18 protein-coding genes are annotated in these 25593 nt (G+C 60.7%); 15 read left to right on the top strand and 3 right to left on the bottom strand.

Annotated elements, in window-relative coordinates:
- The first annotated feature begins 102 nt into the window (after window positions 1-102).
- The 11 genes from QMK47_RS15745 (at window position 103) to QMK47_RS15695 (ending at window position 16912) form a co-directional block, all read left to right on the top strand.
- Complete coding sequence (locus QMK47_RS15745; protein ID WP_320388694.1) at window positions 103-1212, top strand: efflux RND transporter periplasmic adaptor subunit; 1110 nt, start codon at window positions 103-105, stop codon at window positions 1210-1212.
- Window positions 1209-4289 carry an efflux RND transporter permease subunit gene (locus tag QMK47_RS15740; RefSeq protein ID WP_320388693.1) on the top strand — a complete coding sequence of 1027 codons (3081 nt, stop codon included), beginning with the start codon at window positions 1209-1211 and terminating at the stop codon, window positions 4287-4289. The genes QMK47_RS15745 and QMK47_RS15740 overlap by 4 nt, the downstream gene beginning before the upstream one ends.
- 53 nt (window positions 4290-4342) lie before the next feature.
- Window positions 4343-5629 (top strand): beta-ketoacyl-ACP synthase II, encoded by a 1287-nt coding sequence (gene fabF, locus QMK47_RS15735; protein WP_253475132.1) that lies wholly within the window; start codon window positions 4343-4345, stop codon window positions 5627-5629.
- 166 nt (window positions 5630-5795) lie between these two features.
- The gene (locus QMK47_RS15730; protein WP_320390559.1) at window positions 5796-5936 is read left to right on the top strand and encodes a hypothetical protein; all 141 of its coding nucleotides are present in this window, start codon (window positions 5796-5798) and stop codon (window positions 5934-5936) included.
- A gap of 632 nt (window positions 5937-6568) precedes the next feature.
- Window positions 6569-8284: a type I secretion system permease/ATPase gene (locus tag QMK47_RS15725; RefSeq protein WP_253475129.1), complete on the top strand. Its 1716-nt coding sequence runs from the start codon at window positions 6569-6571 to the stop codon at window positions 8282-8284.
- 7 nt (window positions 8285-8291) lie between these two features.
- Window positions 8292-9614, top strand: coding sequence for an HlyD family type I secretion periplasmic adaptor subunit (locus tag QMK47_RS15720; RefSeq protein WP_413817731.1), 1323 nt, complete (start codon window positions 8292-8294; stop codon window positions 9612-9614).
- 1 nt (window position 9615) lies between these two features.
- Window positions 9616-10956, top strand: a complete 1341-nt coding sequence (locus tag QMK47_RS15715; RefSeq protein ID WP_320388691.1) for a TolC family protein — start codon at window positions 9616-9618, stop codon at window positions 10954-10956.
- Between the two features lie 91 nt (window positions 10957-11047).
- Window positions 11048-14308: a M10 family metallopeptidase C-terminal domain-containing protein gene (locus QMK47_RS15710; RefSeq protein ID WP_320388689.1), complete on the top strand. Its 3261-nt coding sequence runs from the start codon at window positions 11048-11050 to the stop codon at window positions 14306-14308.
- Between the two features lie 296 nt (window positions 14309-14604).
- Entirely contained in the window at window positions 14605-15438 is an 834-nt protein-coding gene (locus QMK47_RS15705; RefSeq protein WP_320390534.1) for an oxidoreductase, read from the top strand.
- A gap of 83 nt (window positions 15439-15521) precedes the next feature.
- Window positions 15522-16508 carry an MDR family oxidoreductase gene (locus QMK47_RS15700; protein ID WP_253475124.1) on the top strand — a complete coding sequence of 329 codons (987 nt, stop codon included), beginning with the start codon at window positions 15522-15524 and terminating at the stop codon, window positions 16506-16508.
- On the top strand, window positions 16505-16912 hold the full coding sequence (locus QMK47_RS15695; protein ID WP_320388688.1) for a hypothetical protein: 408 nt from the start codon (window positions 16505-16507) through the stop codon (window positions 16910-16912). The genes QMK47_RS15700 and QMK47_RS15695 overlap by 4 nt, the downstream gene beginning before the upstream one ends.
- 92 nt (window positions 16913-17004) lie before the next feature.
- Here the strand turns inward: QMK47_RS15695 and QMK47_RS15690 are convergent, their stop codons facing one another.
- The 3 genes from QMK47_RS15690 to QMK47_RS15680 form a co-directional block, all read right to left on the bottom strand.
- The gene (locus QMK47_RS15690) at window positions 17005-17568 is read right to left on the bottom strand and encodes a cytochrome b (protein ID WP_223473256.1); all 564 of its coding nucleotides are present in this window, start codon (window positions 17566-17568) and stop codon (window positions 17005-17007) included.
- Window positions 17569-17666: 98 nt separating this feature from the next.
- Window positions 17667-19121: an aldehyde dehydrogenase family protein gene (locus QMK47_RS15685; protein WP_320388687.1), complete on the bottom strand. Its 1455-nt coding sequence runs from the start codon at window positions 19119-19121 to the stop codon at window positions 17667-17669.
- Between the two features lie 44 nt (window positions 19122-19165).
- The gene (locus QMK47_RS15680) at window positions 19166-20539 is read right to left on the bottom strand and encodes an aspartate aminotransferase family protein (RefSeq protein WP_258688158.1); all 1374 of its coding nucleotides are present in this window, start codon (window positions 20537-20539) and stop codon (window positions 19166-19168) included.
- A 214-nt stretch (window positions 20540-20753) separates the two neighbouring features.
- Here QMK47_RS15680 and QMK47_RS15675 point away from each other — a divergent pair, with 214 nt between their 5' ends.
- The 4 genes from QMK47_RS15675 (at window position 20754) to QMK47_RS15660 (ending at window position 25588) form a co-directional block, all read left to right on the top strand.
- A complete protein-coding gene (locus QMK47_RS15675; protein ID WP_258688156.1) occupies window positions 20754-21722 on the top strand; it encodes a helix-turn-helix domain-containing protein in 969 nt (322 codons plus the stop codon).
- Window positions 21723-21780: 58 nt separating this feature from the next.
- Window positions 21781-22521, top strand: a complete 741-nt coding sequence (locus QMK47_RS15670) for an IclR family transcriptional regulator (protein ID WP_214510289.1) — start codon at window positions 21781-21783, stop codon at window positions 22519-22521.
- Window positions 22522-22727: 206 nt separating this feature from the next.
- Window positions 22728-24176, top strand: a complete 1449-nt coding sequence (locus tag QMK47_RS15665) for an APC family permease (RefSeq protein ID WP_258688152.1) — start codon at window positions 22728-22730, stop codon at window positions 24174-24176.
- A gap of 149 nt (window positions 24177-24325) precedes the next feature.
- Window positions 24326-25588: a DUF1173 family protein gene (locus QMK47_RS15660; protein ID WP_253475104.1), complete on the top strand. Its 1263-nt coding sequence runs from the start codon at window positions 24326-24328 to the stop codon at window positions 25586-25588.
- Window positions 25589-25593: the final 5 nt, after the last annotated feature.

The raw sequence follows: 25593 nt of genomic DNA, 5'->3' as shown, positions 1-25593 counted from the left end.
GCTGCAACCAATGCAATGTGATGGCTTGTGACGATTGACAGTAATGGTCACTAGATTGAGAATGAGGCTCCTGTCCTATCTGCCCAAACCAAAAGGGAACCTATGCTCCGGCTTCGACCTGTCACCTTTGCCGTTTGCTTGTTGCCTCTCGTCCTGACGGCGTGTGGCGACTCATCCACCGCTAAAGATCCACGCACGCTTGCGCCCTTGGTGCGGGTCTCTGAAGTCCAGGGTTCGTCTGATCTCTCGCGATCTTTTACCGGCGTCGTGGCGGCTCGGGTCCAGAGCGATCTGGGCTTTCGGGTAGCGGGCAAGGTGCTTGAGCGCCTGGTCGATAGCGGACAGGTCGTCAAACGGGGGCAGCCGTTGATGCGCCTCGACCCCATCGACCTGGGGCTGCAGGCGCGAGCCCAACAAGAGGCAGTCGCTGCCGCTCGGGCCCGGGCCAAGCAGACCGCCGATGACGAGGCACGCTATCGCGACCTGGTCGCCGCAGGCGCTATTTCCGCCTCGGGCTACGACCAGATAAAAGCCGCTGCCGATACTGCCAAGGCACAACTGAGTGCCGCACAAGCGCAGGCTGACGTTGCCCAGAACGCGTCTGGTTATGCCATGTTGCTCGCCGATGCCGACGGCGTGGTGATGGACACGCTCGCCGAGCCTGGGCAAGTCGTCAGCCCCGGGCAAACCGTGGTTCGACTGGCGCGGGCAGGGCAGCGTGAAGCCGTTGTGCAATTGCCCGAGACCTTGCGGCCTGCCGCAGGCTCCACCGCACAGGCGACGCTTTATGGCGTCACCACGGGGGCGGTCACCGCGAAGCTGAGGCTGCTTTCGGATTCGGCTGACCGCGTGACGCGTACCTTCGAGGCTCGGTATGTGCTGAAGGGTGCACTGGCCACTGCGCCGCTGGGTTCGACCGTCACCCTTCGCATCGCCGAAGACAGCGCGCAACGGCAGGCGCTGCAAGTGCCGATCGCTGCCGTTTTTGACCCGGGCACCGGCACCGGCGTGTGGGTGATAGACGGGGAACCGGCGAAAGTCACCTGGCGACCTGTGCAAATCCTGAGTTTGAGCGATGACGCTGCGCGAGTCGCCGGCAAGCTCAATGTGGGCGAGCGTATTGTCGGGCTCGGCGCCCACCTGTTGCGTGAAGGTGAGCAAGTGCGGCTGGCTCAACCGGGTGACGTGAAGGTTGCCGGGGGCCGTCCATGAGCCTCAACCTGTCGGCACTCGCTGTTCGCGAGCGCTCCATTACCGTGTTCCTGATCTTTCTGATTGCCGTCGCAGGCACCTTGGCGTTCTTCCAACTGGGACGTGCCGAGGACCCACCGTTTACGGTCAAGCAATTGACCGTCATCACGGCATGGCCAGGCGCGACCGCCCAGGAGATGCAGGACCAGGTCGCCGAACCGCTTGAAAAGCGCCTGCAAGAGCTGAAGTGGTACGACCGCACGGAAACCTACACCCGTCCTGGCCTGGCTTTCACCATGGTGTCGCTGGTCGATCGCACGCCACCTTCGCAAGTGCAGGAGGAGTTCTACCAGGCGCGCAAAAAGCTCCAGGACGAAGCACTCAAGTTGCCAGCGGGCGTGATTGGGCCGATGATCAATGATGAGTTTTCCGATGTGACGTTCGCGCTTTTCGCCCTGAAAGCCAAAGGCGAGCCACAACGGTTGCTGGTGCGCGATGCTGAAGCGTTGCGCCAACGCCTGTTGCACGTGGCGGGTGTGAAAAAGGTCAACATCATCGGCGAGCAGGCCGAACGCATCTTTGTCTCCTTCTCCCATGACCGGCTGGCCACTTTGGGCGTTTCGCCCCAGGACATTTTCGCCGCGCTGAACAGCCAGAACGTACTCACGCCCGCCGGTTCCATCGAAACCAACGGGCCACAGGTCTTGCTCCGGGTAGACGGTGCCTTCGATAAATTGGCAAAAATCCGTGACACGCCCCTGGCGATTCAAGGTCGCACGCTCAAGCTCTCGGACGTCGCGACCGTTGAGCGTGGCTATGAAGATCCGGCCACCTTCCTGGTGCGCAATCACGGCGAAGAAGCGCTGTTGCTGGGCGTCGTGATGCGCGAGGGCTGGAACGGCCTGGACCTGGGCAAGGCCCTGGACGCGGAGACGGCCAGGATCAATGAAGGCATGCCGCTGGGCATGACGTTGACCAAGGTCACCGATCAAGCCGTGAACATTGACTCGGCCGTCGGCGAGTTCATGGTCAAGTTTTTTGTCGCGCTGCTGGTCGTAATGCTCGTTTGCTTTCTCAGCATGGGCTGGCGTGTAGGCGTTGTGGTCGCAGCCGCCGTACCGTTGACACTGGCGATAGTGTTTGTGGTGATGGCGGCCACCGGAAAGAACTTCGACCGGATCACCCTGGGCTCGTTGATCCTGGCACTTGGGCTGTTGGTGGACGACGCCATCATCGCTATCGAGATGATGGTGGTGAAGATGGAGGAGGGCTATGACCGGATCAAGGCCTCCGCGTATGCCTGGAGCCATACGGCCGCGCCGATGCTGTCCGGCACGCTGGTGACAGCCATCGGATTCATGCCTAACGGCTTCGCCCAGTCGACCGCCGGTGAGTACACCAGCAACATGTTCTGGATCGTCGGCATTGCCCTGATCGCTTCCTGGGTGGTGGCGGTGGCCTTCACCCCTTACTTGGGGGTGAAGCTGTTGCCGGACATCAAGCCGGTCGAGGGCGGTCACGCAGCCATCTACAACACCCGCCACTACAATCGTTTTCGCCAGGTCCTGACCCGCGTCATCGCGCGCAAATGGTGGGTGGCCGGCACCGTGATCGCGACATTTGTCGTGGCGATTCTCGGCATGGGGCTGGTGAAGAAACAGTTCTTCCCGACCTCAGATCGTCCCGAGGTGATGGTCGAAGTGCAGATGCCCTATGGAACCTCTATCGAGCAGACCAGCGCCGCCACCGCCAAGGTCGAGGCCTGGTTGCAAAAACAGGATGAGGCAAAAATCGTCACGGCCTACATCGGCCAAGGCGCGCCACGCTTCTATTTGGCGATGGCACCGGAACTGCCCGATCCTTCGTTTGCCAAGATCGTGGTATTGACCGACAGCCAGGAAGCGCGCGAGATCCTCAAGTTCCGTCTCCGTGAGGCGGCTGCCGAGGGGCTCGCCCCAGAAGCGCGGATCCGGGTGACGCAACTGGTGTTCGGTCCGTACTCGCCATTTCCGGTTGCCTACCGGGTGATGGGGCCTGATCCGTCGAAATTGCGCGAGATCGCGGGCCGGGTCCAGGATGTCATGCAGGCGAGCCCGCTGATGCGAACCGTCAATACCGACTGGGGACCACTGGCGCCGACGTTGCATTTCACCCTGGACCAGGATCGTTTGCAGGCGGTCGGCCTGACGTCAAATGCCGTCGCGCAGCAATTGCAGTTCCTGCTCGCGGGGGTGCCGATCACGGCGGTTCGCGAGGGCATCCGTTCGGTGCAGGTGGTCGGTCGTGCTGCCGGTGACATTCGCCTCGATCCGGCCAGGATCGAAGGGTTCACCCTGGTGGGCGCGGCGGGCCAGCGCATTCCGTTGTCCCAGGTGGGTGAAGTGGATGTGCGCATGGAGGATCCGATTCTTCGTCGTCGTGATCGCACCCCGACCATTACCGTGCGCGGCGACATTGCCGAAGGCTTGCAGCCACCGGACGTTTCGAGCGCGATCATGAAGGCACTGCAGCCGGTCATCGAGACGCTGCCGAGCGGCTACCGGATCGAGCAGGCGGGCGCCATCGAGGAGTCGGGCAAGGCCGGCAAGGCGATCGTGCCGCTGGTGCCGATCATGGTGGCCCTGACGCTGCTGATCATCATCGCGCAGGTGCGTTCGATCTCGGCAATGATCATGGTGTTCCTCACCGCACCGCTGGGCCTGATTGGGGTGGTGCCGACCCTGCTGATTTTCCAGCAGCCGTTCGGGATCAACGCCTTGGTCGGCCTGATCGCACTCTCGGGCATCCTGATGCGCAACACACTGATCCTGATCGGGCAGATCCATCACAACAAACAGGAAGGGCTGGACCCGTTCCACGCGGTCATCGAAGCCACGGTTCAACGGGCCCGCCCGGTACTGCTGACGGCGCTGGCGGCGATTCTGGCCTTCATTCCGCTGACGCATTCGGTGTTCTGGGGGACGCTGGCCTACACGCTGATCGGCGGCACGTTCGTTGGCACCATCATGACGCTGGTGTTCCTGCCGGCGATGTATTCCATCTGGTTCAGGATCCGTCCTGACCCTTCAGCGCACGCTCAGACAGCTGTGCAGGCTTAAGCAGCGCACTTGTGCTTTTTAGTGAACATCGACTGAGATATGAAGAGGTTTCAATGATGACTTCCCAAGGTCAAAAACGCATCGTCGTCACCGGCGTGGGCATTGTGGGCCCGTTGGGTTGTGGTGTCGAAGAAGTCTGGCAGCGCCTGCTGGCCGGGCGCTCCGGCATTCGCATCCTGTCTGGCGATATTACCGAGGGAACTGGCGTGGCGGTGGGTGGCCAGGTGCCATCGTTGGAGGAGGACGCCATCGCCGGTTACGACCCGGAGCGCATCATCCCGGTCAAGGATCGCAAGAAGATGGATCGCTTCATCGAGTTCGCTCTGGTAGCCGCCGACGAAGCCCTGGCCCAGGCCAACTGGCATCCGACCGAAGCGGCTGACCAGGAGCGGACCGCCACTATCATCTCGTCGGGCGTGGGTGGCTTTGGCGCGATTGCCGATGCCGTGCGTACCACCGACGCCCGCGGCCCACGTCGCTTGTCACCGTTCACGGCGCCGGCCTTTCTCGCCAACATGGCGGCGGGGCACGTTTCCATCCGCCATGGTTTCAAGGGGCCGCTTGGCGCGCCGGTAACGGCCTGCGCGGCTGGGGTGCAGGCGATTGGCGATGCGGCCAGGCTGATCAGGAGCGGTGAGGCGGATATCGCCTTGTGCGGCGGTACCGAAGCGGCAATCGATCGTGTCACCCTGGGCTGCTTCGCGGCGGCTCGCGCGCTGTCCACGGGATTTGCCGAGCGCCCGCAGGAGGCCTCGCGTCCCTTCGACCGTGATCGCGACGGCTTTGTCATGGCCGAGGGCGCCGGCGTGCTGGTGATCGAATCGCTGGAACATGCCCTGGCACGCGGGGCCAAGCCCCTGGCGGAACTGGTGGGTTATGGCACCAGCGCCGATGCCTACCACCTGACGGCGGGCCCGGAAGACGGCAACGGCGCTCGGCGTGCGATGGAACAGGCGCTGCGCCAGGCTGCTGTCAGCCCCTCGGACGTGCAACATATCAATGCCCACGCGACGTCTACCCAGGTTGGCGATAGCGGGGAACTGGCCGCCGTTCGCTCGGTGTTCGGCACGGGCTCCGGTGTTGCGATTACCTCTACCAAATCCGCTACTGGGCACCTGCTGGGCGCGGCCGGGGGCATTGAGGCTATTTTTACGGTGTTGGCGCTTCGGGACCAGATCGTTCCGCCTACCCTGAACCTGGTTCATCCTGACGAGGCCGCTGCGGGGCTTGACCTGGTTGGCTTGGAGGCCAGGCAGATGCCGATTACGTATGCGCTTTCCAATGGGTTTGGGTTTGGTGGGGTTAATGCCAGCGTGTTGTTTCGACGTTGGGGGGCCTGAGGTTTAGGGGGCGTGTGTATATCCGTTGCTGCGGTAACGGCTGCTTAGGGTTCCGCTCTTACGGCGGCTCACTTTTGGAAGAGCGCCAAAAGTAAGCAAAAACGCTTTTGCCCCACCACTCGGTGCCTCGCTTAGGCTCGGCATGCCTGAACGAAGGCATTGCTCCGTGGGCCGCCGCGAAGGGCCATCCATGGCCCAGCGCGGCTACCTCGGCATCCATGCCGAGGTGCCCACTGCGCAATGCCTGCGTTCGGCCAGCGTGGTTAACGGGGCGCCCGAGATCAAAAACAAAAGCGAGGCGGCCTGATAGCCGACCTGGTTCTTGGTGGGACCGCGTTTCTCCTGTGGGAGCGAGCTTGCTCGCGATGACGCCATCACATCCAACATCACTGCAAACTGAACCACCGCTTTCGCGAGCAAGCTCGCTCCCACATGGGGTTTCGGGTGTTCACACTGTCTGAGTACGACACAAAAAACTGTGGGAGCGAGCTTGCTCGCGATGACGTCGGCACATCCAACATCACTGCAAACTGAACCACCGCTTTCGCGAGCAAGCCCCCTCCCACAGGGGAAACGCGATCATCAAAAAACAGGCGGGTTATAAGGTCGCCTCGCTTTTGCTTGTGCCTGGGCCGGCATTCCGGCATCTCAAAAGTAAGCCGCTGCAGCCCACACCGCAGAAATGGATATACTCACCAGCCCGCCTGGAAAAGCCAAGTCGCTACCAGGCTTCCCCAACCCAACGTCGACGTAATTGCATGGCCCATACCCGTTACACCAATGTTCCTTAAGAACCGCTCGAACGTGCCGATACAGCGCGGTAGAACCGATTGCGCGGGTGCTCCAGTGGTGTCCGTCGAAAGATATTCCAGGCGCTCACGCACCTGTGCCCTTGTGATTTTTCAGGTTTGATCAGAATCGGACCTCAGGTAATGAACCATGTCAGCCCACAACAGGACCGAGCTGGAAGGCGCCCTTGCCGTCTGCAAAGGTAGTTTTCTGTCCGTTGGTTTTTTCAGTTTTTTCGTCAACTTGCTGATGCTGGTTCCTTCGTTCTACATGCTGCAGGTGTATGACCGCGCGGTAGGAAGCGCGAGCCTGTCGACGCTGTTGATGCTGACGCTGATCATGTTGCTGTTGATGATCACAATGGGTGGTTTGGAGTGGGTCCGTTCGCGAATCATGGTACGGATAAGCACTCGCCTGGACACGCTGCTGAGCCAGCGTCTGTTCGACGCCAGTTTCAAGCAGGCGCTCAATACCAGCGGCATGAATGCCACGGCCCAGCCTTTGAACGACCTGAACGGTTTGCGCCAGTTCCTGACCGGCAACGGCCTGTTTGCGTTTTTTGACGCGCCGTGGATCCCGATCTACCTGGCTGTCATGTTCATGTTTCATTCCTGGTACGGCTGGATGGGGGTCGTGAGTGCCGTGTTGCTGGGCGCGCTGGCCTTTGCCAACGAAAAGCTTACCCACTCACCGCTGCAAGTTGCCAACCGCGAACAGATGGCCGCCACCGCCTTCACCAACAAGAGCTTGCGCAATGCCGAAGTGGTGCAGTCCATGGGCATGCTTGCCAGCCTGCGCCAGCACTGGAGCGGGCGGACCCATAAGATTCTCGCCCTGCAAAGCCTGGCCAGCGACCGCGCCGCGACCATGACCTCGGTGTCCAGGACGTTCCGGCAGATCGTGCAGTCGCTGGTGCTGGGCCTGGGCGCCTATCTGACGATCAATCACGAGATTTCGTCCGGACTGATGATTGCCGGCTCGATTTTGCTAGGGCGCGCGCTGGCGCCCATCGATCAGCTGATCGGCGTGTGGAAAGGCTTTCTGGGGGCCCGTTCGCAATATGCCCGGCTGCACGAATTGCTGCTCAAGATTGCCGCCGAACCTGAGCGCATGTCGCTACCGGCACCTGAAGGGGCGATTCGCGTCGAGGGCCTTTCGGCCGGATCCCCGGACGCTCGTAAGCCGATTATTCGCGGCGTGGGCTTTCAGGTGGCCGCGGGCGAAGTAGTGGGCATCATTGGTCCCAGCGGCGCTGGAAAGTCGACCCTGGCCAGGGCACTGCTGGGCGTCTGGCCTAGCCTGGCCGGCACCGTACGCCTGGACGGCGCGGACATCAGCCAATGGCGTCGGGAGGAGTTGGGCCAGTACATCGGTTATCTGCCCCAGGACATCGAGTTGTTCGAAGGCACGATCAGCCAGAACATCTCCCGCTTCGGCCCGGTGAACGCACCTGCCGTGGTCGCCGCCGCGCGCATGGCGGGTGTGCATGAGCTGGTGCTGCAACTGCCCGATGGCTACGACACTTTGATCGGCGCCAATGGTGGTGGATTGTCCGGCGGCCAGCGGCAACGTATCGGCCTGGCGCGCGCCTTGTATGGTGAGCCGCGCCTGGTGGTGCTCGATGAACCAAACTCCAACCTGGATGAGGCCGGCGAAAAAATGCTCGCCGAGGCGCTGCAAAAGCTCAAGCAGAGCAGGGCCACGGTGTTTGTCATTACCCATCGACCCGGGGTGTTGGCGCAGGTGGATAAATTGCTGGTTCTCAATCATGGCGAACTCAGTCTGTTCGGGCCGCGGGATCAGGTCCTGGCCCGTTTGCGCGACGCAACACCCGCAGCCCGCCAGGCTGCCTCGATTCAACTGTAGGAAGCGGATGAGAGATTTCATGCAAAACAGTCAACACTCATCCACCGCGTTGCTTGTCGATGACACGCCGGTAAGACGCGTCGGCTACCTCATGCTGCTGGTCACCTTTGGCCTGTTCGGTGGCTGGGCTGCGTTGGCCCCGCTCGACAGCTCGGCACTCGCGCCCGGCGTGGTCACGGTCAAAAGCTACCGCAAGACGGTGCAGCACCTTGAGGGCGGCATCGTGCGCGAACTGCGTGTGCATGACGGTGACCTGGTCAAGACCGGCGATGTGTTGCTGGTGCTCGACAACACCCAGGCCCGTTCGGAAATGGAAACGACGCGCAGCCAGTTGATTGCCGCGCTTCAATTGCAGGCCCGGTTGGAGGCTGAGCGTGACGCACTGCCCGAGCCTCTGGCGGTGCCGGCCCTGGATCCCGCGGACCCACGAGTGCAAGAGGCCCGCGACAGTGAAGCCCGGATCTTCCAGACCCGACGGACCTCGTTGCTGGGCGAAATCGGCTTGCAAGAGAAGACCATCGGACAAATCGAAGAACAGATTCGCGGATTCAAGGCCATCATCGCCAGCAAGCAGGCGCTGGCGGCTTCCTATCAAGAAGAAATAGTCGATTTGCGGGCACTGCTTGCCGAAGGCTATGTGGACAAACAGCGACTGCGCGAGCAGGAGCGCAGCCTCTCTCGCCTGCAAACCGAAATAGCTGAAAGCCAGTCCGAGATTGCGCAAGCGCATGTCCATATCGACGAGGCGAGATTGAAGATACTGCAGTTGAAAAAGACCTTCGCCAGCGAAGTCGCCGGCCTGTTGGGCGATGCACGGACCAAGGTGTACGAACTGCGCGAGCGACTGGCCACCCTGCAGGACCGCGATCAACGTACCGATATCCTCGCGCCCGAGTCCGGAATGGTCATGGGCATGACGGTCCATACCCTCGGCGCCGTGGTCAGCCCAGGCACTGCGCTGCTGGACATCGTTCCGGCCAACGAAGAGCTGATCATCGAGGCGCAGGTGTCGCCGATGGACATCGACCGCATCGCCTTGGGCAAGCTGGCGGACATTCGCTTCAGCGCGTTCAAGAGCAGCACCACGCCCGTCATCGAAGGACGGTTGGTGCAGATTTCCGCCGACCGCCTGATCAACAAGGACACCGGCACGGCTTATTACCTGGCACGCGTGGCACTGACGGACAAAGGGCGTCAGACGCTGGGCAACCTGACCCTGGTGCCGGGAATGCCGGTCGAAGTGCTGGTCAACACGGGCGCGCGAACGCTGTTGCAATACTTGATACAGCCGGCGAGCAATGTGTTCGCCCGTTCGTTGATCGAGGACTGAGATGAGGTTCCTGATTGCGATGTGCCTGGCCTTCATGTCACTGGGAGCGCTCGCTGACGATACTTATGTCGACCTGTGGCAATTGCATCAGGAAGCGCAGGGTGCTGATCCGCGCGTCCTGCGGGCACAAGCCCTGGTTCGAAGCGGCGAGGGCAAGGAGCGCGCGGCCTTTGGTCAATTATTGCCACAGCTCAACGCCAGCGGCAGTGTCAACCGCGGCCGGCGCGACGACGACCTGAACCGTATCCAGTACAACGGCAAGCGCATGGCCGTGGTGCTCAATCAGGTGATCTACGATCCGCAGGTCTGGCGCAGTTACCAGAAGTACATCGAGTTGACCCGGCAGAGTGGCTACGAGTCGACCGATACCCAGGTGCAGGCCAGCATTGATCTGTCCGAGCGTTACTTCGCTGTTCTTGCGGCCGAGGACGACTTGTCGCTGGTGCGCAGCGAGCTGGAGGCGACCGAACGTAACCTCAAGCGAGTCAAGGCCTTGTACGCGCGGCAGATGGCGATGGTGACCGACGCACTCGACCTTGAGGCGCGAGTGGATGCGCTCAAGGCTGACGAAATCGAAGCCAGCAACAAAGTCCTGGTCAGTCGTGAAGCGATTTCCGAACTGGTGGGGCGCGATGTCAGCGAGCGGTTCAAGCGCATCGGCGACAATCCAGCCTTCAGCCTGCCGGCGCAAGCGCAGGACTACTGGGTGCAGACGGCACTCGACAGCAACCCGGCGCTGCACGCCCGCGAGCACAGCGTCCGCGCCGCCGAGGCGGCTATCGATGAAAACAAGGCCGGGCATCTTCCTCGGCTGGGCCTGAACTTGACGGCGCAACGCAGCGATATTGGCTATGAAGGCGCCGTGACGCCTCGCTCGGACAACCTCGTCGCGTCCCTGGACTTGCAGATGCCGCTCTACAGCGGGGGCTCCACCCGCGCACGTGTATCGAGCTCCGAAAGCGACAAGGAAGCCGCCCAGCAGGAGCTGGAAGCCTTGCGTCGCCAGGTCATCAAGGAAACCCGCACCGCTTATCTCGGCATGACGGCCGAACTCAGCCGGATCAAGGCAACACGGCGTGCGCTGGAATCGGCTGAAAAGTCTCGGGTCGCCACGGAGAAAGCCTTCGGCTATGGCGTCAAGAATGCAGTCGATGTGCTGGACAGTATCAAGGACGAGTTTCGTGCACGGCGTGATTTCTATCAGTCCCAATACAAGTTCGTGACCAGCTTGCTGGTGCTGCATCGCTGGAGCGGAAGATTGGGAGATGGGGATATTCGCCAGGCTAATGAATGGCTGGTTGCGCCATCGTCGTCGGATTCCGGTTCAAAAAATAGTGGCTAAGTGATGTCAAAGCCCTTGTTTCTCATGCAAAATACCCACTATGTAGCGGCCGCATTCTGGAAGGTCCGCAGCTAGCCCACAGGAAGCATACATGCCCAGTCCATTAGGTTACTCATCCATTTCGTACGCAAAGCTGACCGGCAACACACAGGTCAACAGCTTGCTTTACGGCACTTATTGGGCTGGAAATACGAACACGGGAGCGTTCACCACGTCCCTGACGTACAGCTTCATGACCATGAGTTCGTATTTCGCCAGCGACTACAGCGGCGAAAATGAATATGAAGCCGGTTACGTCCTCTCGTCGGCGCAGAAGAATGGCATCGTCAGTGCGCTAGGCACATGGAGTTCGGTTGCCAACATCAAATTCCAACAGGTGAGCGAGACGGCCAGCAACGTCGGTGACTTGCGATTCGGCGGTTACCTGTACATGGACGACGACACCGCTGCCTGGGGCTATTTTCCTGGCAATACCCCCAGCGCCGGTGATGTCTGGCTGGGGCCAGTCACGAACGACCCGGCTCCCGCCAAGGGCACCTACGACTACCTGGTGTTCATGCATGAGATCGGTCACGCCCTGGGCCTGAAACATCCATTTTCCCCAAGCTCGTCGAACGCCACGGTGCTTTCCGCCCAGTTCGACGACGTCCGTTACACGATCATGAGTTACAACACCGCTTACTCCTATGAGCCAACCACGCCCATGTTGTTGGATATTGCCGCCATCCAGAGTCTCTATGGCGCAAACACCCAGTGGCAGACAGGTAATAACACCTACAGTTGGGCTGTCGGCCAATCGGTTTTCGAGACGATCTGGGACGCAGGCGGCAATGACACGATCGACGCAAGCAATCAGCTGGCAGCGGTGCGCATCAACCTGAATGAAGGCCAGTTCAGCAAGATCGGCCAAACGTTTCTGAAACTCGACACCCAGACGGCCTTCAATGAAGGATTGGCGATCGCCTACGGGGCCAAAATTGAAAACGCGGTCGGCTCGGCCAATGACGACACATTGATCGGCAATGCATTGGCCAACCTTCTGAACGGTCGTGCCGGCAAGGATACGATGATCGGTGGCGCGGGGAATGACACCTATGTGCTCGATCGGGTTGATGAATTGGCCCTGGTACAAGAGACAGTCAATCAGGGCAATGACGGCCTGATCGTCACTTACGTCGCGAGTTCGTCCAGCAATGTCGTCAACCTTGGCCTCAGCAATCTTCGCAACGTGGAAAACGTCGTCCTGAGCGGCACCGGGGCGTTCACGGTGGGCGGCAACGAGCTGAATAACAGCCTGACGGGCAACGCCTCCGTGAACAACCTTCTGGGTGGGGCAGGCAACGATACCCTTGATGGTGGTGCGGGTGCCGATACCTTGACTGGCGGAATTGGCAACGATACCTACGTGGTCGACAACCTCAAGGATATTGTCAGCGAAACCAGTACCCTGGCCGGCGAAATCGATACGGTGCGCGCCTCCCTGAATTGGAGCCTGGGTGCCAATCTGGAGAACCTTACGCTGACCGGCAGCGTCCACCTCAATGGCAGCGGCAACGCCCTGAACAACGTGCTGATTGGCAACACCGGCAACAACGTACTGAATGGTGGAGCAGGCAACGACACACTGGACGGCAGCAGCGGTATCGACACCTTGGTTGGCGGTACTGGCAACGACACTTATGTGGTCGACAACCTCAGTGATGTCATCAGCGAAACCAGCACCCTGGGCGGTGAAATCGATACCGTACGCTCCTCGGTGACCTGGACCTTGGGCGCGAATCTGGAAACCCTCATCCTGACCGGGTCCGCCTTGCTCAACGGTACTGGCAACGCCTTGGGCAACGTGCTGATCGGCAACGCCGGCAACAATGTGCTGAGTGGTGGAGCTGGCAGCGACATACTGGATGGCGGTAGCGGTATCGATACCCTGGTTGGTGGTACCGGCAACGATACTTATATGGTCGACAACCTCAAGGATATCGTCAGCGAAACCACCATCCTGGCCAGCGAAATCGACACCGTGCGTTCTTCGGTGAACTGGGCCCTGGGCGCCAACCTGGAAAATCTCATCCTGGCCGGTTCCGCTCACCTCAATGGCACCGGTAATGCCCTGAACAATGTGCTGACCGGCAACGCCGGCAACAACGTGCTGAACGGTGGAGCCGGGCGGGACACACTGATCGGTGGCGCGGGGAATGACACCTATGTGCTCGATCGGGTTGATGAATTGGCCCTGGTACAAGAGACAGTCAATCAGGGCAATGACGGCCTGATCGTCACTTACGTCGCGACTTCGTCCAGCAATGTCGTCAACCTTGGCCTCAGCAATCTTCGCAACGTGGAAAACGTCGTCCTGAGCGGCACCGGGGCGTTCACGGTGGGCGGCAACGAGCTGAATAACAGCCTGACGGGCAACGCCTCCGTGAACAACCTTCTGGGCGGGGCGGGCAACGATATCCTTGATGGTGGCGCGGGTGCCGATACCTTGAGTGGCGGCACTGGCAACGACACCTACGTGGTCGACAACCTCAATGATGTCATCAGCGAAACCAGTACCCTGGCCGGTGAAATCGATACCGTGCGCTCCTCACTGAATTGGAATCTGGGTGCCAACCTGGAGAACCTCACGCTGATCGGCAGCGCCAACCTCAATGGCAACGGCAACGCCCTGAACAACGTGCTGATCGGCAACACCGGCAACAACGTGCTGAGTGGTGGGGCAGGCAACGACACACTGGACGGCGGCAGCGGTATCGATACCCTCATTGGCGGTACCGGCAACGACACCTACGTGGTCGATAACCTCAGTGATGTCATCAGCGAAACCACCGTCCTGGGCAGTGAAATCGATACCGTGCGTTCCTCGGTTGGCTGGATCCTGGGGGCCAATCTGGAGAATCTCACGCTGACGGGCACTGCCTTCATAGGGATCGGTAACGACTTGGACAACGTGCTGATCGGCAACGCCGGGCGTAACGTGTTGGATGGCGGGGCGGGCAATGACATTCTGAGTGGCGGCCAGGGCACCGATAGCCTCACCGGCGGAGATGGAAGCGACCGCTTTGTTTTCAACACGCTGGCCGAGCTGGGCCTAGGTTCTGCCAGTGACACCATTTCCGACTTCAACAGCCTGCAGGGCGACAAGCTGGACCTGTCGAAGCTGGATGCAAATCTCCTGACTGCGTTTACCGACTCGTTCAGCTTCATCGATTCGAATGACTTCACGGCTGCAGGACAACTGCGTTTCGTCGATCAGGTGCTGTACGGCAACGTCAACGGTGACCTGGGGGCGGATTTTGAAATCCAGCTGGTGGGTGTCAATACCCTCACTGCCAATGATCTGATCGCTTGATATAACGGTTTCGGGCCCTATGGGGAACAATCCAGGGCCCGGACCTGTTTCCGTTCAAGCGCGAACAAGCGGCCTCGCCCCGAGTTCGTCAACTCCTTATTAATTCGTTGATTTCATGCGCACTGATCCATTCAAGTGCTGGAGCAACCCTGCTGTCGACATTATTGATGTCGATCAGCATCAAAAACATTGACCGTTACGATTATGATCATCATCATAAGGTTGCCAGTCGATGATCCAGGACCACAGTTGCGATCTCTGACCGGATAACGTCGATAACCGGAAGGACATTCATGATGATCAACAAACGCGTAGCGTTAGTGACCGGCGCTTCATCCGGTATCGGGGAAGCCATTGCACACAAGCTCGTGGCCGCAGGCTACAGCGTCTACGGCACCAGCCGACGAGGCGGGCAGGCGGGACAGCAGGGCTTTCCACTGTTGGTGCTCGATGTCACTGACGATGCCAGCGTCGAAGCGGCCATCCAGGAGTTGCTGGCGTTGGAGGGGCGGATTGATCTGCTGGTCAACAATGCCGGATTCGGCATCGCGCCGGCAGCGGCGGAGGAGAGTTCCGTCGAGCAGGCCAAGGCTCTTTTCGATACCAACTTCCTTGGCATCGTACGCACGACGCGCGCGGTGGTGCCGCACATGCGCCGCCAGGGTGCTGGCCGCATCATCAACATCGGCTCAATCCTCGGCGTCGTGCCTGTTCCTTACGCGGCCCTCTATTCAGCCAGCAAGCATGCGGTGGAAGGTTATTCGCAAGCGCTGGATCACGAATTGCGTACCCACGGCATCAGGGTCACCGTCGTCGAGCCCGGCTACACCAAGACTCAATTCGAGAGCAACAACCTCCAACCCGATGCCAAGCTCGACGTATATGAAGACATTCGGATAAAAGTGACGAAAGTGGTGAACCAGGCCATGGCGACCGCCGACGGCCCCGACGTGGTGGCTGATGTGGTACTCCAGGTCGCGCGTGCCGAGCGTCCGAAGTTGCGCTATACCGCTGGCAAAGCGGCCGGCCAGTTGCAGTTCATACGCAGTTTTGCCCCGGCGCGCTTGCTGGACACGGGCATCCGCAGGGCGCTGCAGCTCGAAACCAAGCGGCCTTCTCAGGCACACTGACTCAGCCTGGCATACCCGCTGTCGTATCTGTTGCATCAACAGGGCAGCGATGACGATCCGTTTGTACGAACAGGACTAAAACCATGACATTCAAGGCGCTGCTCACGACCAAAACCGGCGAAGCGATCTCGACCCATCTGATCGACTTCAAGGACGAGGACCTGATGCCCGGTGACGTTACCGTCGCGATCGAGTTCTCGACCGTGAACTACAAGGATGCCATGGCCCTCAGCGGACGCTCCCCGGTCATTCGCCAGTTTCCGCTGATTCCGGGCATCGACTTCGCCGGTATCGTCGAGACGTCCAGCCACCCGGGGTTCGACGCCGGCGACCGGGTGCTGGTCAACGGCTGGGGGCTGAGCCAGACCCACCACGGTGGCTTTGCGCAGAAGGCGCGGGTGAGCGGTGACTGGCTGGTAAAAATCCCGGAAGTATTCTCGACCCAGGCAGCCATGGCCATCGGCACCGCAGGCTACACGGCGATGCTCAGCGTCCTGGCATTGGAGCATGGCGGGCTGACCCCTGATCGAGGCGATATCCTGGTCACTGGTGCCAGCGGCGGCGCCGGCTCGGTGGCTATCGCACTGCTGTCGGGCCTGGGTTATCGAGTGATCGCCTCGACCGGACGGCAAGAGGAAGGCGACTACCTGCGCGACCTTGGGGCGACGCAGGTCATCGACCGCAACACCTTGTCGCAGCCGGGCGCACCGATCGCCAAGGAACGCTGGGCTGGCGTCATTGATTCGGTGGGCAGCCACACCCTGGCCAATGCCTTGGCACACACCCAATATCGCGGCGTTGTCGCTGCCTTCGGCCTGGCCCAAGGCGCGGATCTGCCTGGCTCGGTGCTGCCTTTCATTCTGCGCAACGTGACCCTGGCCGGTATCGATTCGGTCAATGCTCCGCAAGCGGTGCGCCTGCAAGCATGGTCGCGGCTCGCCCAGGACCTTGATTTGAGCAAGCTGACCCGCACCACCCAGATGATTGGCTTGGCAGAGGTGCCGGCCGTTGCCGCTCGGGTACTGGAAGGCAAGGTGCGCGGGCGTACTGTCGTGGACGTGAACGCATGAACAACGCTTCCCGCGCTTTTCGCTACCTGGCGACCTTTTCGGCACTGTTGTTTTTCGTTTTGGCCGCCATCTGGTTGTTCGCGCCGGCCGCGTTGCTGGCCAACTGGGGTGTGGTTTTCGATGGCGGTGTCACGGGGTTGGTAGGTCGGCGCGCGGCACCGCTCTACGCGGGCATTGGGGTTGCGTTGTTGTTGGCCGGCAACGCACCGCCGTCGCCAGGACGAACCGCCGTGGTGGCGGGCTTTGTCACCACGTGCTCGCTGCTGGCGCTGCTGGGGCTGGTCGAATGGGCCATGGGCAATGTCGAGTCGGGCATCTTGCCGGCGGTGCTGGTCGAAGTTGCCCTGGCGCTGGCTTTCTTGTTTGTCGTAGGTGCTGAAGGTAAGGTCAAGGCTCAGCGGTGAACATCGGAGGACCGCTCCGATAATTCTTTCATCACGTTCATTTAGCGCCGCAAGGCATTGGTACCTTGCGCCAATGCCTCGTCAAGTCAGCGTTACAGCATGCGGCGCAGGACGTCGCTTCGAGGGTCCCGGTCGAAGAGCCGGTGTTTGAGGGCGCCGGCAATATGCACCACGATCAGGCCGAGCAGGGTGTAGGCGAGCACTTTATGCAGCCATTGGAAGACAACGAACCAGTCGTCATTCTTGCTCAGCAGCTCGGGAAGGTTCACCCCAAAAAAGAACACCCCGTCACTCATCGTGTAGGTGCTCGACATCGAATAGCCCATCAGTGGCACGATCACCAGCAGTGCATACAAGGTGCGGTGCGCAAGCCATGAGCAAACTCTTTCGTAGCGCGCCAGCGTCTCCGGCGGTTGCGGCAGCCTGGGGGTGCGCACGCGCAAAGTGAGCTGAATCAGGGCCAGCAGGAACGCCAACACCCCGAAGGATTTGTGCCACGGGTAATAGAGCTCATATTTGCTCGCCACTTCGTCATCGAGCCCGGTCATGTGCCAGCCTGCCCAGAGGAGGCCGGCGATGAGCACGGCGCGCACCCAGTGCAACATACGCAGGGACGTCGGATACCGATCAATTATTGTTTGATTTTCCGGATTCATCGCGGTCTCTCCATCGATCATCAAGGTATCGAAAATGCACGTTTGAACGGCCACCCTCTATGACACAGGGGTGGTCCGGTCAGTGCGGTTTTTTGTTCTCAGTTGGGTAGCAGTACGGTGATGACTTTCTCCTCGGTATAGGCCAGCGCGCCGCTAAATCCGCCTTCACGGCCAACGCCACTGGACTTGACGCCGCCCCAGGGCAGGTTGGCGTCCAGCGGGCTCCAGCAGTTGATGCCTACGGCACCGGCCTTGACTGCTGCGGCGACGCGGTGCGCTCGCACCAGGTCGCTTGTCCAGACCGTGGCCGCCAGGCCATAGTTGGAATCGTTGGCCAACGCGATCGCCTCGTCCTCGCTGTCGAACGTGATCACCGTGCCGACGGGGCCGAAGATCTCGTCCCGGGCGATCGCCATGTCATTGCTGGCATTGGCGAAGATCGTCGGCCGGACAAACCAGCCCTGTTCAGGGCTCGATACACCGCCGGCCAACAGGGTGGCACCTTGGTCGATGCCCAGTTGGATGTAACGGTTGACGCGATCCAATTGCGCCTTCTTGGCCACCGGTCCCATCTGTACGTCGGGTTGGCGAGGGTCGCCGACCTTGACGGCTCGCGCGGCATCGGCAAGCGCTGCGGCGAAGCGCTCAGCGATGTTGCGTTGGACCAGGATGCGCGAGCCGGCCGCGCAGATCTGTCCCTGGTTGGCGAACAGGCCGAGCGAGCAGCCGAACAGCGCGTCCTCGAACGAGGCGTCGTCGAAGACAATCTGTGGGCTCTTGCCGCCCAGCTCCAGTGCCACGTGCTTGAAAAGTACGCCAGCGGTGCGCTGGATTTCGCGTCCGGCCTCGGGGCTGCCGGTGAAGCTGATCTTGGCGACGTGCGGGTGCTCGCACAGGGCGCGTCCCACCTCGTTGCCATAGCCGGTGACCACGTTGATCACGCCGTCCGGAAAGCCCGCTTCCTGAGCCAGCGCTGCCAGGTGCAGGGCCGACTGTGGCGTTTCTTCCGAAGGCTTGATGACCACGGTACAGCCGGCCGCCAGCAAAGCGGCGAGCTTCCAGACCGTGATCATCAGCGGCGAGTTCCAGGGAACGATGGCGCCGACCACGCCCACCGGCTCGCGGATCGTGTACGAGAGGGTCTTGGTGCCGAAGTAGCCGCCGGTGGGAATGGTGCGGCCCTCCAGCTGGTTGGCCCAGCCAGCGGCGGCGCGCAGGTTGGCGATGGCGTTGGGTACGTCCAGCCGGCGCGGCTCGATCGGTGAGCGACCGATGGCATTGGCGTCCAGGTCAGCCAGCACGTCGGTGTCGCGCTCCACCAGGTCCGCCAGCGTCGACAACAGCCGGCCACGCTGGGCGCCGTCGAGCTGGCTCCAGGCGCCACCCTCAAGTTGGCTGAGTGCCGCCGCTACGGCGCGGTCCACGTCCTCGGTCGTGCCGCGCGCGGAGCTGCCGTAGATCTGTTCTGTCACGGGGTCGACGAGTGTCATGCGACGCCCGTCAGAGGCCTCGAAGGAAGCGCCTTCGATGAAGTGGTTCAAGTGTTGAGTCATTTGCAGTCCCTCAAGTGATGTGGGGTAGTCGGGGTATGCACACCTCATCCCTTGAGGGAGGCCAGGGCGTCGCCAAAGATGTCCAGTGCCTTGAAGAACAGCGCACGCGAGATCGTCAGCGAGGGCATGACGCGCATCACGTTGCTGTAGCGACCGCAGGGAATCATCAGTACCCCGTGGTTCAACAGGTAGCCCATGAGTTGGCCGATCTTCTCCGGTGCCAGTGGCGCCTTGGTGACCGGGTCTTCGACCAGCTCGATCCCGATCATCAGGCCGCGACCGCGGACTTCACCGACCAATGGGCTGTCGAAGCCACGGATACGTTCCTGCGCTTCCAGCCCCAGCGTATGAGCGCGGTTGAGCAGATCGAGCTCCGGGTCCTGAAGGATGCTGATGTTGGTCAGCGCCACGGCCGCGGACAACGAGTTGGCGGCGAAGGTGTTGGGCATCGATCCGTCGGGAATCGCGGCTGCCAGGTCCGAACGCATGATCAGGCCCGCCATTGGCAAGTCGCTGCCGATGCCCTTGCCGAAGGTGAGCATGTCGGGCTTCACGCCTGAGTGCTCGACCGCCCACATCTTGCCGGTACGCCCGGCGCCGGACTGCACTTCATCGACGATCAGCAGCGCGCCGCTGCGGTCGCAGGCCTTGCGCAACAGCTGCAGGAACTCGGGTGAGGGAGGTACATAGCCGCCTTCGCCCTGCACTGGTTCCACAATCACGGCGGCCACGTCATCGGCGGCGGTGTAGGGGGTGTTCAGCAGGTAATCCACGTAGTCGCCGGCAATCTGCTCGGCGCTTTTGTGCGTGGTGTCGAAGGGGAAACGGTAGGCATAAGGGTAGGGCGCATGAATGACCCCGCCCATCTGGGCGCCGTAGCCCTTGCGGTAGGCCGTGCCTGTGGTCAGCGCACCGGAGGCGTTCCACACGCCGTGGTAGCCGCCGTGGAAGGCGATGATCTGGTGCCGCCCGGTGACGCGTTTGGCGAACTTGATCGCCGCCTCCAGCGCATCGCTGCCGCTTTGCGTGAAGAAGGTGATGCAGTCACCGCGCAAGCCGTCGGGCGCGATCTCGGAGAGCTTGGCGGCCAGTTCGGTGCGCCGGGTGCTGTTGACTTCCAAGGCATGCATCAGCACTTCGGACTGTTCGCGAATGGCCTGCACCACCTTCGGATGGCAGCGGCCTACGCTGCTGACGCCCACGCCAGCGGACAGGTCGATGTAGGTGTTGCCATCGGCGTCCTTGAAGGTCGCGCCGAAGGCCCGGTCCATGGCCACGGGCATGCGTCCGCCGCCGCGAGCCATCGACTCGGTACGCGCCGACAGCGCCAGGGCCTCGGTGGTCCTTGGGCCAGGAATGGCGGTGGTAATCCGCGGGGCATCGGCGAAATGGAGGGATTCTAGTTTGGCTTCACTCATGACGGTCTCTCAGGATGTCGGTTTCAGTGTCCCGATCATCCTCGTGGCTCATTCCTGGCCGGTAGCCCGAATCGGCACATTGGGCGGGCCGCCTCGAGCGTCAGCAGCAGAGCACTGACATGACCAAAAGAGAATTTGCATAATTCTCTTATTGTGAGAATATCGCGCAACGAGGCATTCTAAAAACAAGAATATTGGCCGAGGCTGCATCACCATGAAAAATCTGAACATCAGCCATTTTCGTGACATCCATGTCCACGCCGCCACCGTCCAGGAGTGGAACCAGGACTACAACCAGTTAACCGCCGGTTCGGCTGAGAGTTCGCTGATCCAGTTGTCGACAGGGCGTTGCCACGTATTCCGCGAGCAGATCAACCAACGCGTGGTGCAGCATGGCGTGGCCCCCCGAGGCAAGATGTGCTTTGCCGTGCCGATCACCGTCCCGGGGTCGATTCGGATGCAGGGTCGGGAGGTGGACGAGAGCAGCCTGTTCTTTCTTCATGGCGGCGAAGAGTTCATGTTCCACATGCCAATGGGCATGGAACTGCTGGCCATTACCTTCGAACGTGAATTGTTCGAACAGGCGCTGGCGCAAACCGCGTCGGCCAAGGAAATCAGCCAGCTACTACGCCAACCCGTAATCAGGCTCCCCACGCAACGCTACGCTGACGCTCGACGTCGGATGCTGGCGGCATTCTCCCAGGCGCTCTCGAACGCAGAGCTCGACAACGCGCAAGACCGGGAACTGGAATTGGAACAGGCCATGCTCGACGAGTTGCTGCAACTCATGACCGACCCGGCCTGCGACAAGCAGCAGCGTTCGCCAAGCTCCACGCGCAGCTTCATTGTCGAGAAATGCCATCGCCTGGCGACTGCGGAGCTGAACAACGTGCCCAGCGTCGACGAGTTGTGCCAGCGACTCCAGGTGAGTCGACGTACCGTGCAGAACAGCTTCCGCTCGGTTGCCGAGACGACCCCGCTCAATTACTTGCGCTCCGTGCGGCTCAACGGTGTACGCCGGACCTTGATGACCACCCAGGCGTCGCGTCTTTCGATCGGCGATGCCGCCGCCCAATGGGGGTTCTATCACCTCAGCCATTTTGCCGCGCAATACCAGGAACTGTTCGCCGAACTGCCGTCTCAAACCGCGCGCGCTGCCATCAGCGGTTGCGCGCTTGCTTGAATATCTGCCTGCTGCATTGCGCAACGGGCTGGCTTGACTTCACAAGGATGTAGAAACGATGAATAGCCTTCGCCGCCTGCTCCGGGTCTTCGACTTGTTTCGCCCTGAGCAGCCGGTCATCGACGTGGGCATCATTTGCCAGGAGCTCGGCTACACGCCTGCCACCGCCTATCGTTATCTGCGCGAACTCGGCGACGCGGGCTTCTTGAAGCGGTTGCCACGCGGCTACGCACTCGGCCCTCGAATCGTCACGCTGGAACATCAGATGGCGAACTACGATCCGTTGCTGGCGTGCAGCCGGGACCTGGTCGACAGACTGGTCGACGATACCGGCCTGGATGCGCTGGTCAGTGAGTGGCATGGCGATTCAGTGGTCAACGTGCTTATCCAGCGGGGTTCCGATGTCGGCCCGGTCGGTGGCGACAGGGGGCGGCCGATCGATCTTTTCCACAGCGCGACCTCGCGGGTCGTGTTGGCGTATCTGCTGCCGCGCCAGATCCGACGCATCTATGACGCTCACGCGATCCCGTCCGGATTGTTGCACCTGGGGTTGGCGTGGAAGCCGTTCACCAAGAGCCTGCTCGCTATCCGCAAGCAGGGCTACTGTATCAGCGAAAGCGAGTTGTACCCGGGACGCAGTGGCGTTGCGGCGCCGATCTTCGACGAAAAACAGCGCGTCCTTGGGAGCATGACCCTGGTCGGGCGCAGTGAACGGTTCCGGGCGTTTCAACCGGGCTACCTGTGCGACCTGGTTACCGGCGCGGCATCGGAACTGACGGCACGTATCGCCTTGCAATGAGGGGGTAGGGTGGGGATGGATGATGACCCGTCCGGTTTTTTCCGAGCACAGGTCTCTGGTTACCGATTTGGGATAGTGGGAGGTTCAGGGAGAGGCATAGGATCGAATCCAGCGTGCGACAAGAACAATAACGCTATCCGGTGACGGTGAGCGGTTGACTGCATCGATCCTACAACGCCTGCCTCATACAATAAGGTCAAGAAAACATGAGTGTACCTCTCCCGGTCAACAGCTCCACGGAGCTCAAGCGTGGGGCCCTGGGTGTCGGCTTCATCATCTTCTTCGTGGTTTCGGCGGCGAGCCCCTTGAGTGTCATCGCCGGTGGCTTCCCCATCGGCATCATGCTGGGCAACGGTGCCGGCACGCCGGCGTTGCTGATCCTGGCTCTGCTGGTGTTACTGGCGTTCTCGGTCGGCTACACAACCATGTCCCGGCACGTCACCAACGCCGGCGGTTTCTATGCGTTCACCTCGCGCGGCCTGGGTGGCCTGGCCGGTGGGGCGGCGGGGGTGCTGGCGATGTTTGCCTACAACATCCTCCAGGTCGGCCTGTATGGCATGTTCGGTGGGGTGGTCAGCGGCACGATGGAAAGCGTGTTCGGCCTGGTGTGGCCTTGGTGGTCGTATTCGCTGATGGCGATGGCCAGCGTTGCGATTCTCGGCTATCGCAAGATCGATCTGTCGGCGCGGGTGTTGTCGGTCATTGTGATCGCCGAATACCTGGCGATCCTGCTGCTGGACTTCGCCATTCTCAGGACCGGCGGCGACAGTGGCATCAATCTCGACGCGTTTGCGAGCCGCCACGTGTTCAGCGGCACCCCGTCGATCGGCCTGCTGTTCTGTTTCGCCGCGTTCATCGGCTTCGAGGCCACCACGATCTACGGCGAAGAGGCCAAGAACCCGCAACGTACGATCCCGATTGCCACCTACTGTTCGGTCTTGCTGATCGGTGGTTTCTACGCGCTGTCGGTCTGGTCGATGGTGATTGGCGTAGGGGCGGACAAAATCGTCTCCACGCTTCAGGCCTTGCAGGACCCCACGACGTTTATCTATGGCATGTCCGATCACTTTGTCGGCCCGCACCTGACCCAAGTCATCCGCGTGCTGTTCATGGTCAGCATCTACGCCGGGCTGTTGGCGTTCCACAATGCCGCAGCCCGTTATTTCTACGCCATCGGGCGTGACGGCTTGCTGCCCAGCCGGTTGGGGACCACCCATCGCGTCCATCAGAGCCCGCACATGGGCTCGGCGTTGCAGAGCTTGATCTCCGCCGTGGTCGTATTGATTTTCGCCGCGATGGATGCCGATCCGATCCTGCAACTGTTCGCCTGGCTGTCCAACCTGGCGACGCTTTGCGTGATTTTGCTGATGGCGCTCACATCCGCGGCGGTATGGGCCTTTGCCCAGCGCCACCCCGAGCTCAAGCTGGGGATCTGGCGTGGGCGGATTTTCCCGGGGTTCTCTTGCCTTGCGCTATTGGCGGTGCTGTTTATCGCGGTGGTGCATTTCGATGTGCTGACGGGCGCGAGCAAGGCCTTGTCATACGGCCTCTGCGCCATCATTCCCGCAGCCCTGCTGGCTGGCGTGTTCCTCGCGGCACGACTGCGCAAAGTAGCGCCGCAGCGGTATTTGGTGCTGGGGAGTCATAAGCTTTAGGAGCCTGTGCTGGAGAGCGGGTCGGCTGGACATGAGTGAACGAAACCGAGGATTTATGGGGCTGGCTGTGCTTCTTCTCGCCAACTCCGTAAGCTTTGCCTCACTATTCACCGTCACAGCGGATCCGACGCCGACAAGAAAGGGACGACATGTCAGAGATTTACAGCGTGGAAGTGCCGGGTGCGAAACACCCGTGCACGAAAACATACCAGACGCTTGCCGAGAGTGCCGATCAATGGCAACTGTTGCTGAAAAGTGCCCATGGCCAGCAGGCCAAGTGTTTATGTAAAGGCAACGGCTCAAAGCACCTCAATATCCGACACCTCAAGGTTCTGAAGCGGTACGTTCTCGCTAGGTATGCGAACACAGGCCCTGAGCATGCCTTGGATTGTCGCTTTTTCAGCGAAGCCGAGTATCGGACGGGATTGCAATCCTACGTTGAGGGCGTGGTGGTGGAGGGGGATGAGGATGACGTCACTGTTCGTCTCTCTCAAGCGATCCAGCTCAGGAAGAAGAACGATGACGCCGAAGTCAAAGTCAAAGTCGACCTCCCACTCAATCCCCGAAAACCGGGGCGAACACAGCGTGCAATGAAGCTCCGGGGATTGCTGGATCTGCTGTGGACGCGCAGTGATCTAAATACCTGGCACCCCAACATGGAAGGCAAGCGGGATGACTCGATTCTTCAATGGAAGCTCAAGCAAACGGCGGAACACATCAAGACCCATCGAATGACGCTGGACAACGTTCTTTTGTGTCCAGCACAAGAGGGGCCCAAGTGTGGAGCTCGAAACTTTGCAATTGTGAAAAAGGCAGGTCGACTCAAGTACAGGCTGGTCACCGTCGGTGTACTTATGCCTTACATCGAGGGTGAGCCCGTAGATCAGATGCAAACCCTTTCGCTGATGAACAGTAAAGGCATGCCCATGATGTACCTCAACGGGCGTACTTGGCCGGATGCACAAAAAAGCTTTGGCCGGGAGATTGGTGCGTGGAAAAAGGGTGCCAAGATCATTGCCATCGCATTTTTGGAGCTTCGACAAAAAAACGATCGTTATAGCGATGTTCTCGAGGTTGCCTTGATGCACGTGAGCGACATGTTGATTCCCCTGGACTCCGGTTTGGAGGGCAAGGTCGAGGCGATGCTCCGTGAGCAAAAGCGTAAATTCTCAAAGCCGCTGCGTTTCGATGGCGATGACAAAACGATCCCTGACTTCTGGCTGAATGATCTGGATGAGGAGTTTCCGATGGAAGTGTTTGGGATGAACACGCCGGAGTATTTGCAACGCAAGGCCGACAAAGTTCTCCACTATCAGACTAAGTATTCACAGCGCTTGGGGTGGTGGTTTTGGGATGCTTATCAGAACAGCGACGTGGCAACCAGTCCTGCTCTGCCGCCTGCGACGAGGTAGTCGCT

This window comes from Pseudomonas sp. P9_35, assembly GCF_034008205.1.
GTDB lineage: Bacteria > Pseudomonadota > Gammaproteobacteria > Pseudomonadales > Pseudomonadaceae > Aquipseudomonas > Aquipseudomonas kilonensis.
The sequence above is the reverse complement of the archived record's forward strand: the minus strand, read 5'-3'. Positions and strand labels throughout refer to the sequence as shown.

Excerpts from the sequence above, each read along its gene's own strand:
- QMK47_RS15700 (WP_253475124.1), top strand. The coding sequence starts at position 15,522 with ATGACATTCAAGGCGCTGCTCACGACCAAAACCGGCGAAGCGATCTCG.
- QMK47_RS15695 (WP_320388688.1), top strand. The coding sequence starts at position 16,505 with ATGAACAACGCTTCCCGCGCTTTTCGCTACCTGGCGACCTTTTCGGCA.
- QMK47_RS15745 (WP_320388694.1), top strand. The coding sequence starts at position 103 with ATGCTCCGGCTTCGACCTGTCACCTTTGCCGTTTGCTTGTTGCCTCTC.
- QMK47_RS15710 (WP_320388689.1), top strand. The coding sequence starts at position 11,048 with ATGCCCAGTCCATTAGGTTACTCATCCATTTCGTACGCAAAGCTGACC.
- QMK47_RS15665 (WP_258688152.1), top strand. The coding sequence starts at position 22,728 with ATGAGTGTACCTCTCCCGGTCAACAGCTCCACGGAGCTCAAGCGTGGG.
- QMK47_RS15675 (WP_258688156.1), top strand. The coding sequence starts at position 20,754 with ATGAAAAATCTGAACATCAGCCATTTTCGTGACATCCATGTCCACGCC.
- QMK47_RS15690 (WP_223473256.1), bottom strand. The coding sequence starts at position 17,568 with ATGAATCCGGAAAATCAAACAATAATTGATCGGTATCCGACGTCCCTG.
- QMK47_RS15725 (WP_253475129.1), top strand. The coding sequence starts at position 6,569 with ATGTCAGCCCACAACAGGACCGAGCTGGAAGGCGCCCTTGCCGTCTGC.
- fabF (WP_253475132.1), top strand. The coding sequence starts at position 4,343 with ATGATGACTTCCCAAGGTCAAAAACGCATCGTCGTCACCGGCGTGGGC.
- QMK47_RS15660 (WP_253475104.1), top strand. The coding sequence starts at position 24,326 with ATGTCAGAGATTTACAGCGTGGAAGTGCCGGGTGCGAAACACCCGTGC.
- QMK47_RS15705 (WP_320390534.1), top strand. The coding sequence starts at position 14,605 with ATGATCAACAAACGCGTAGCGTTAGTGACCGGCGCTTCATCCGGTATC.
- QMK47_RS15720 (WP_413817731.1), top strand. The coding sequence starts at position 8,292 with ATGAGAGATTTCATGCAAAACAGTCAACACTCATCCACCGCGTTGCTT.
- QMK47_RS15685 (WP_320388687.1), bottom strand. The coding sequence starts at position 19,121 with ATGACTCAACACTTGAACCACTTCATCGAAGGCGCTTCCTTCGAGGCC.
- QMK47_RS15680 (WP_258688158.1), bottom strand. The coding sequence starts at position 20,539 with ATGAGTGAAGCCAAACTAGAATCCCTCCATTTCGCCGATGCCCCGCGG.
- QMK47_RS15715 (WP_320388691.1), top strand. The coding sequence starts at position 9,616 with ATGAGGTTCCTGATTGCGATGTGCCTGGCCTTCATGTCACTGGGAGCG.
- QMK47_RS15670 (WP_214510289.1), top strand. The coding sequence starts at position 21,781 with ATGAATAGCCTTCGCCGCCTGCTCCGGGTCTTCGACTTGTTTCGCCCT.
- QMK47_RS15740 (WP_320388693.1), top strand. The coding sequence starts at position 1,209 with ATGAGCCTCAACCTGTCGGCACTCGCTGTTCGCGAGCGCTCCATTACC.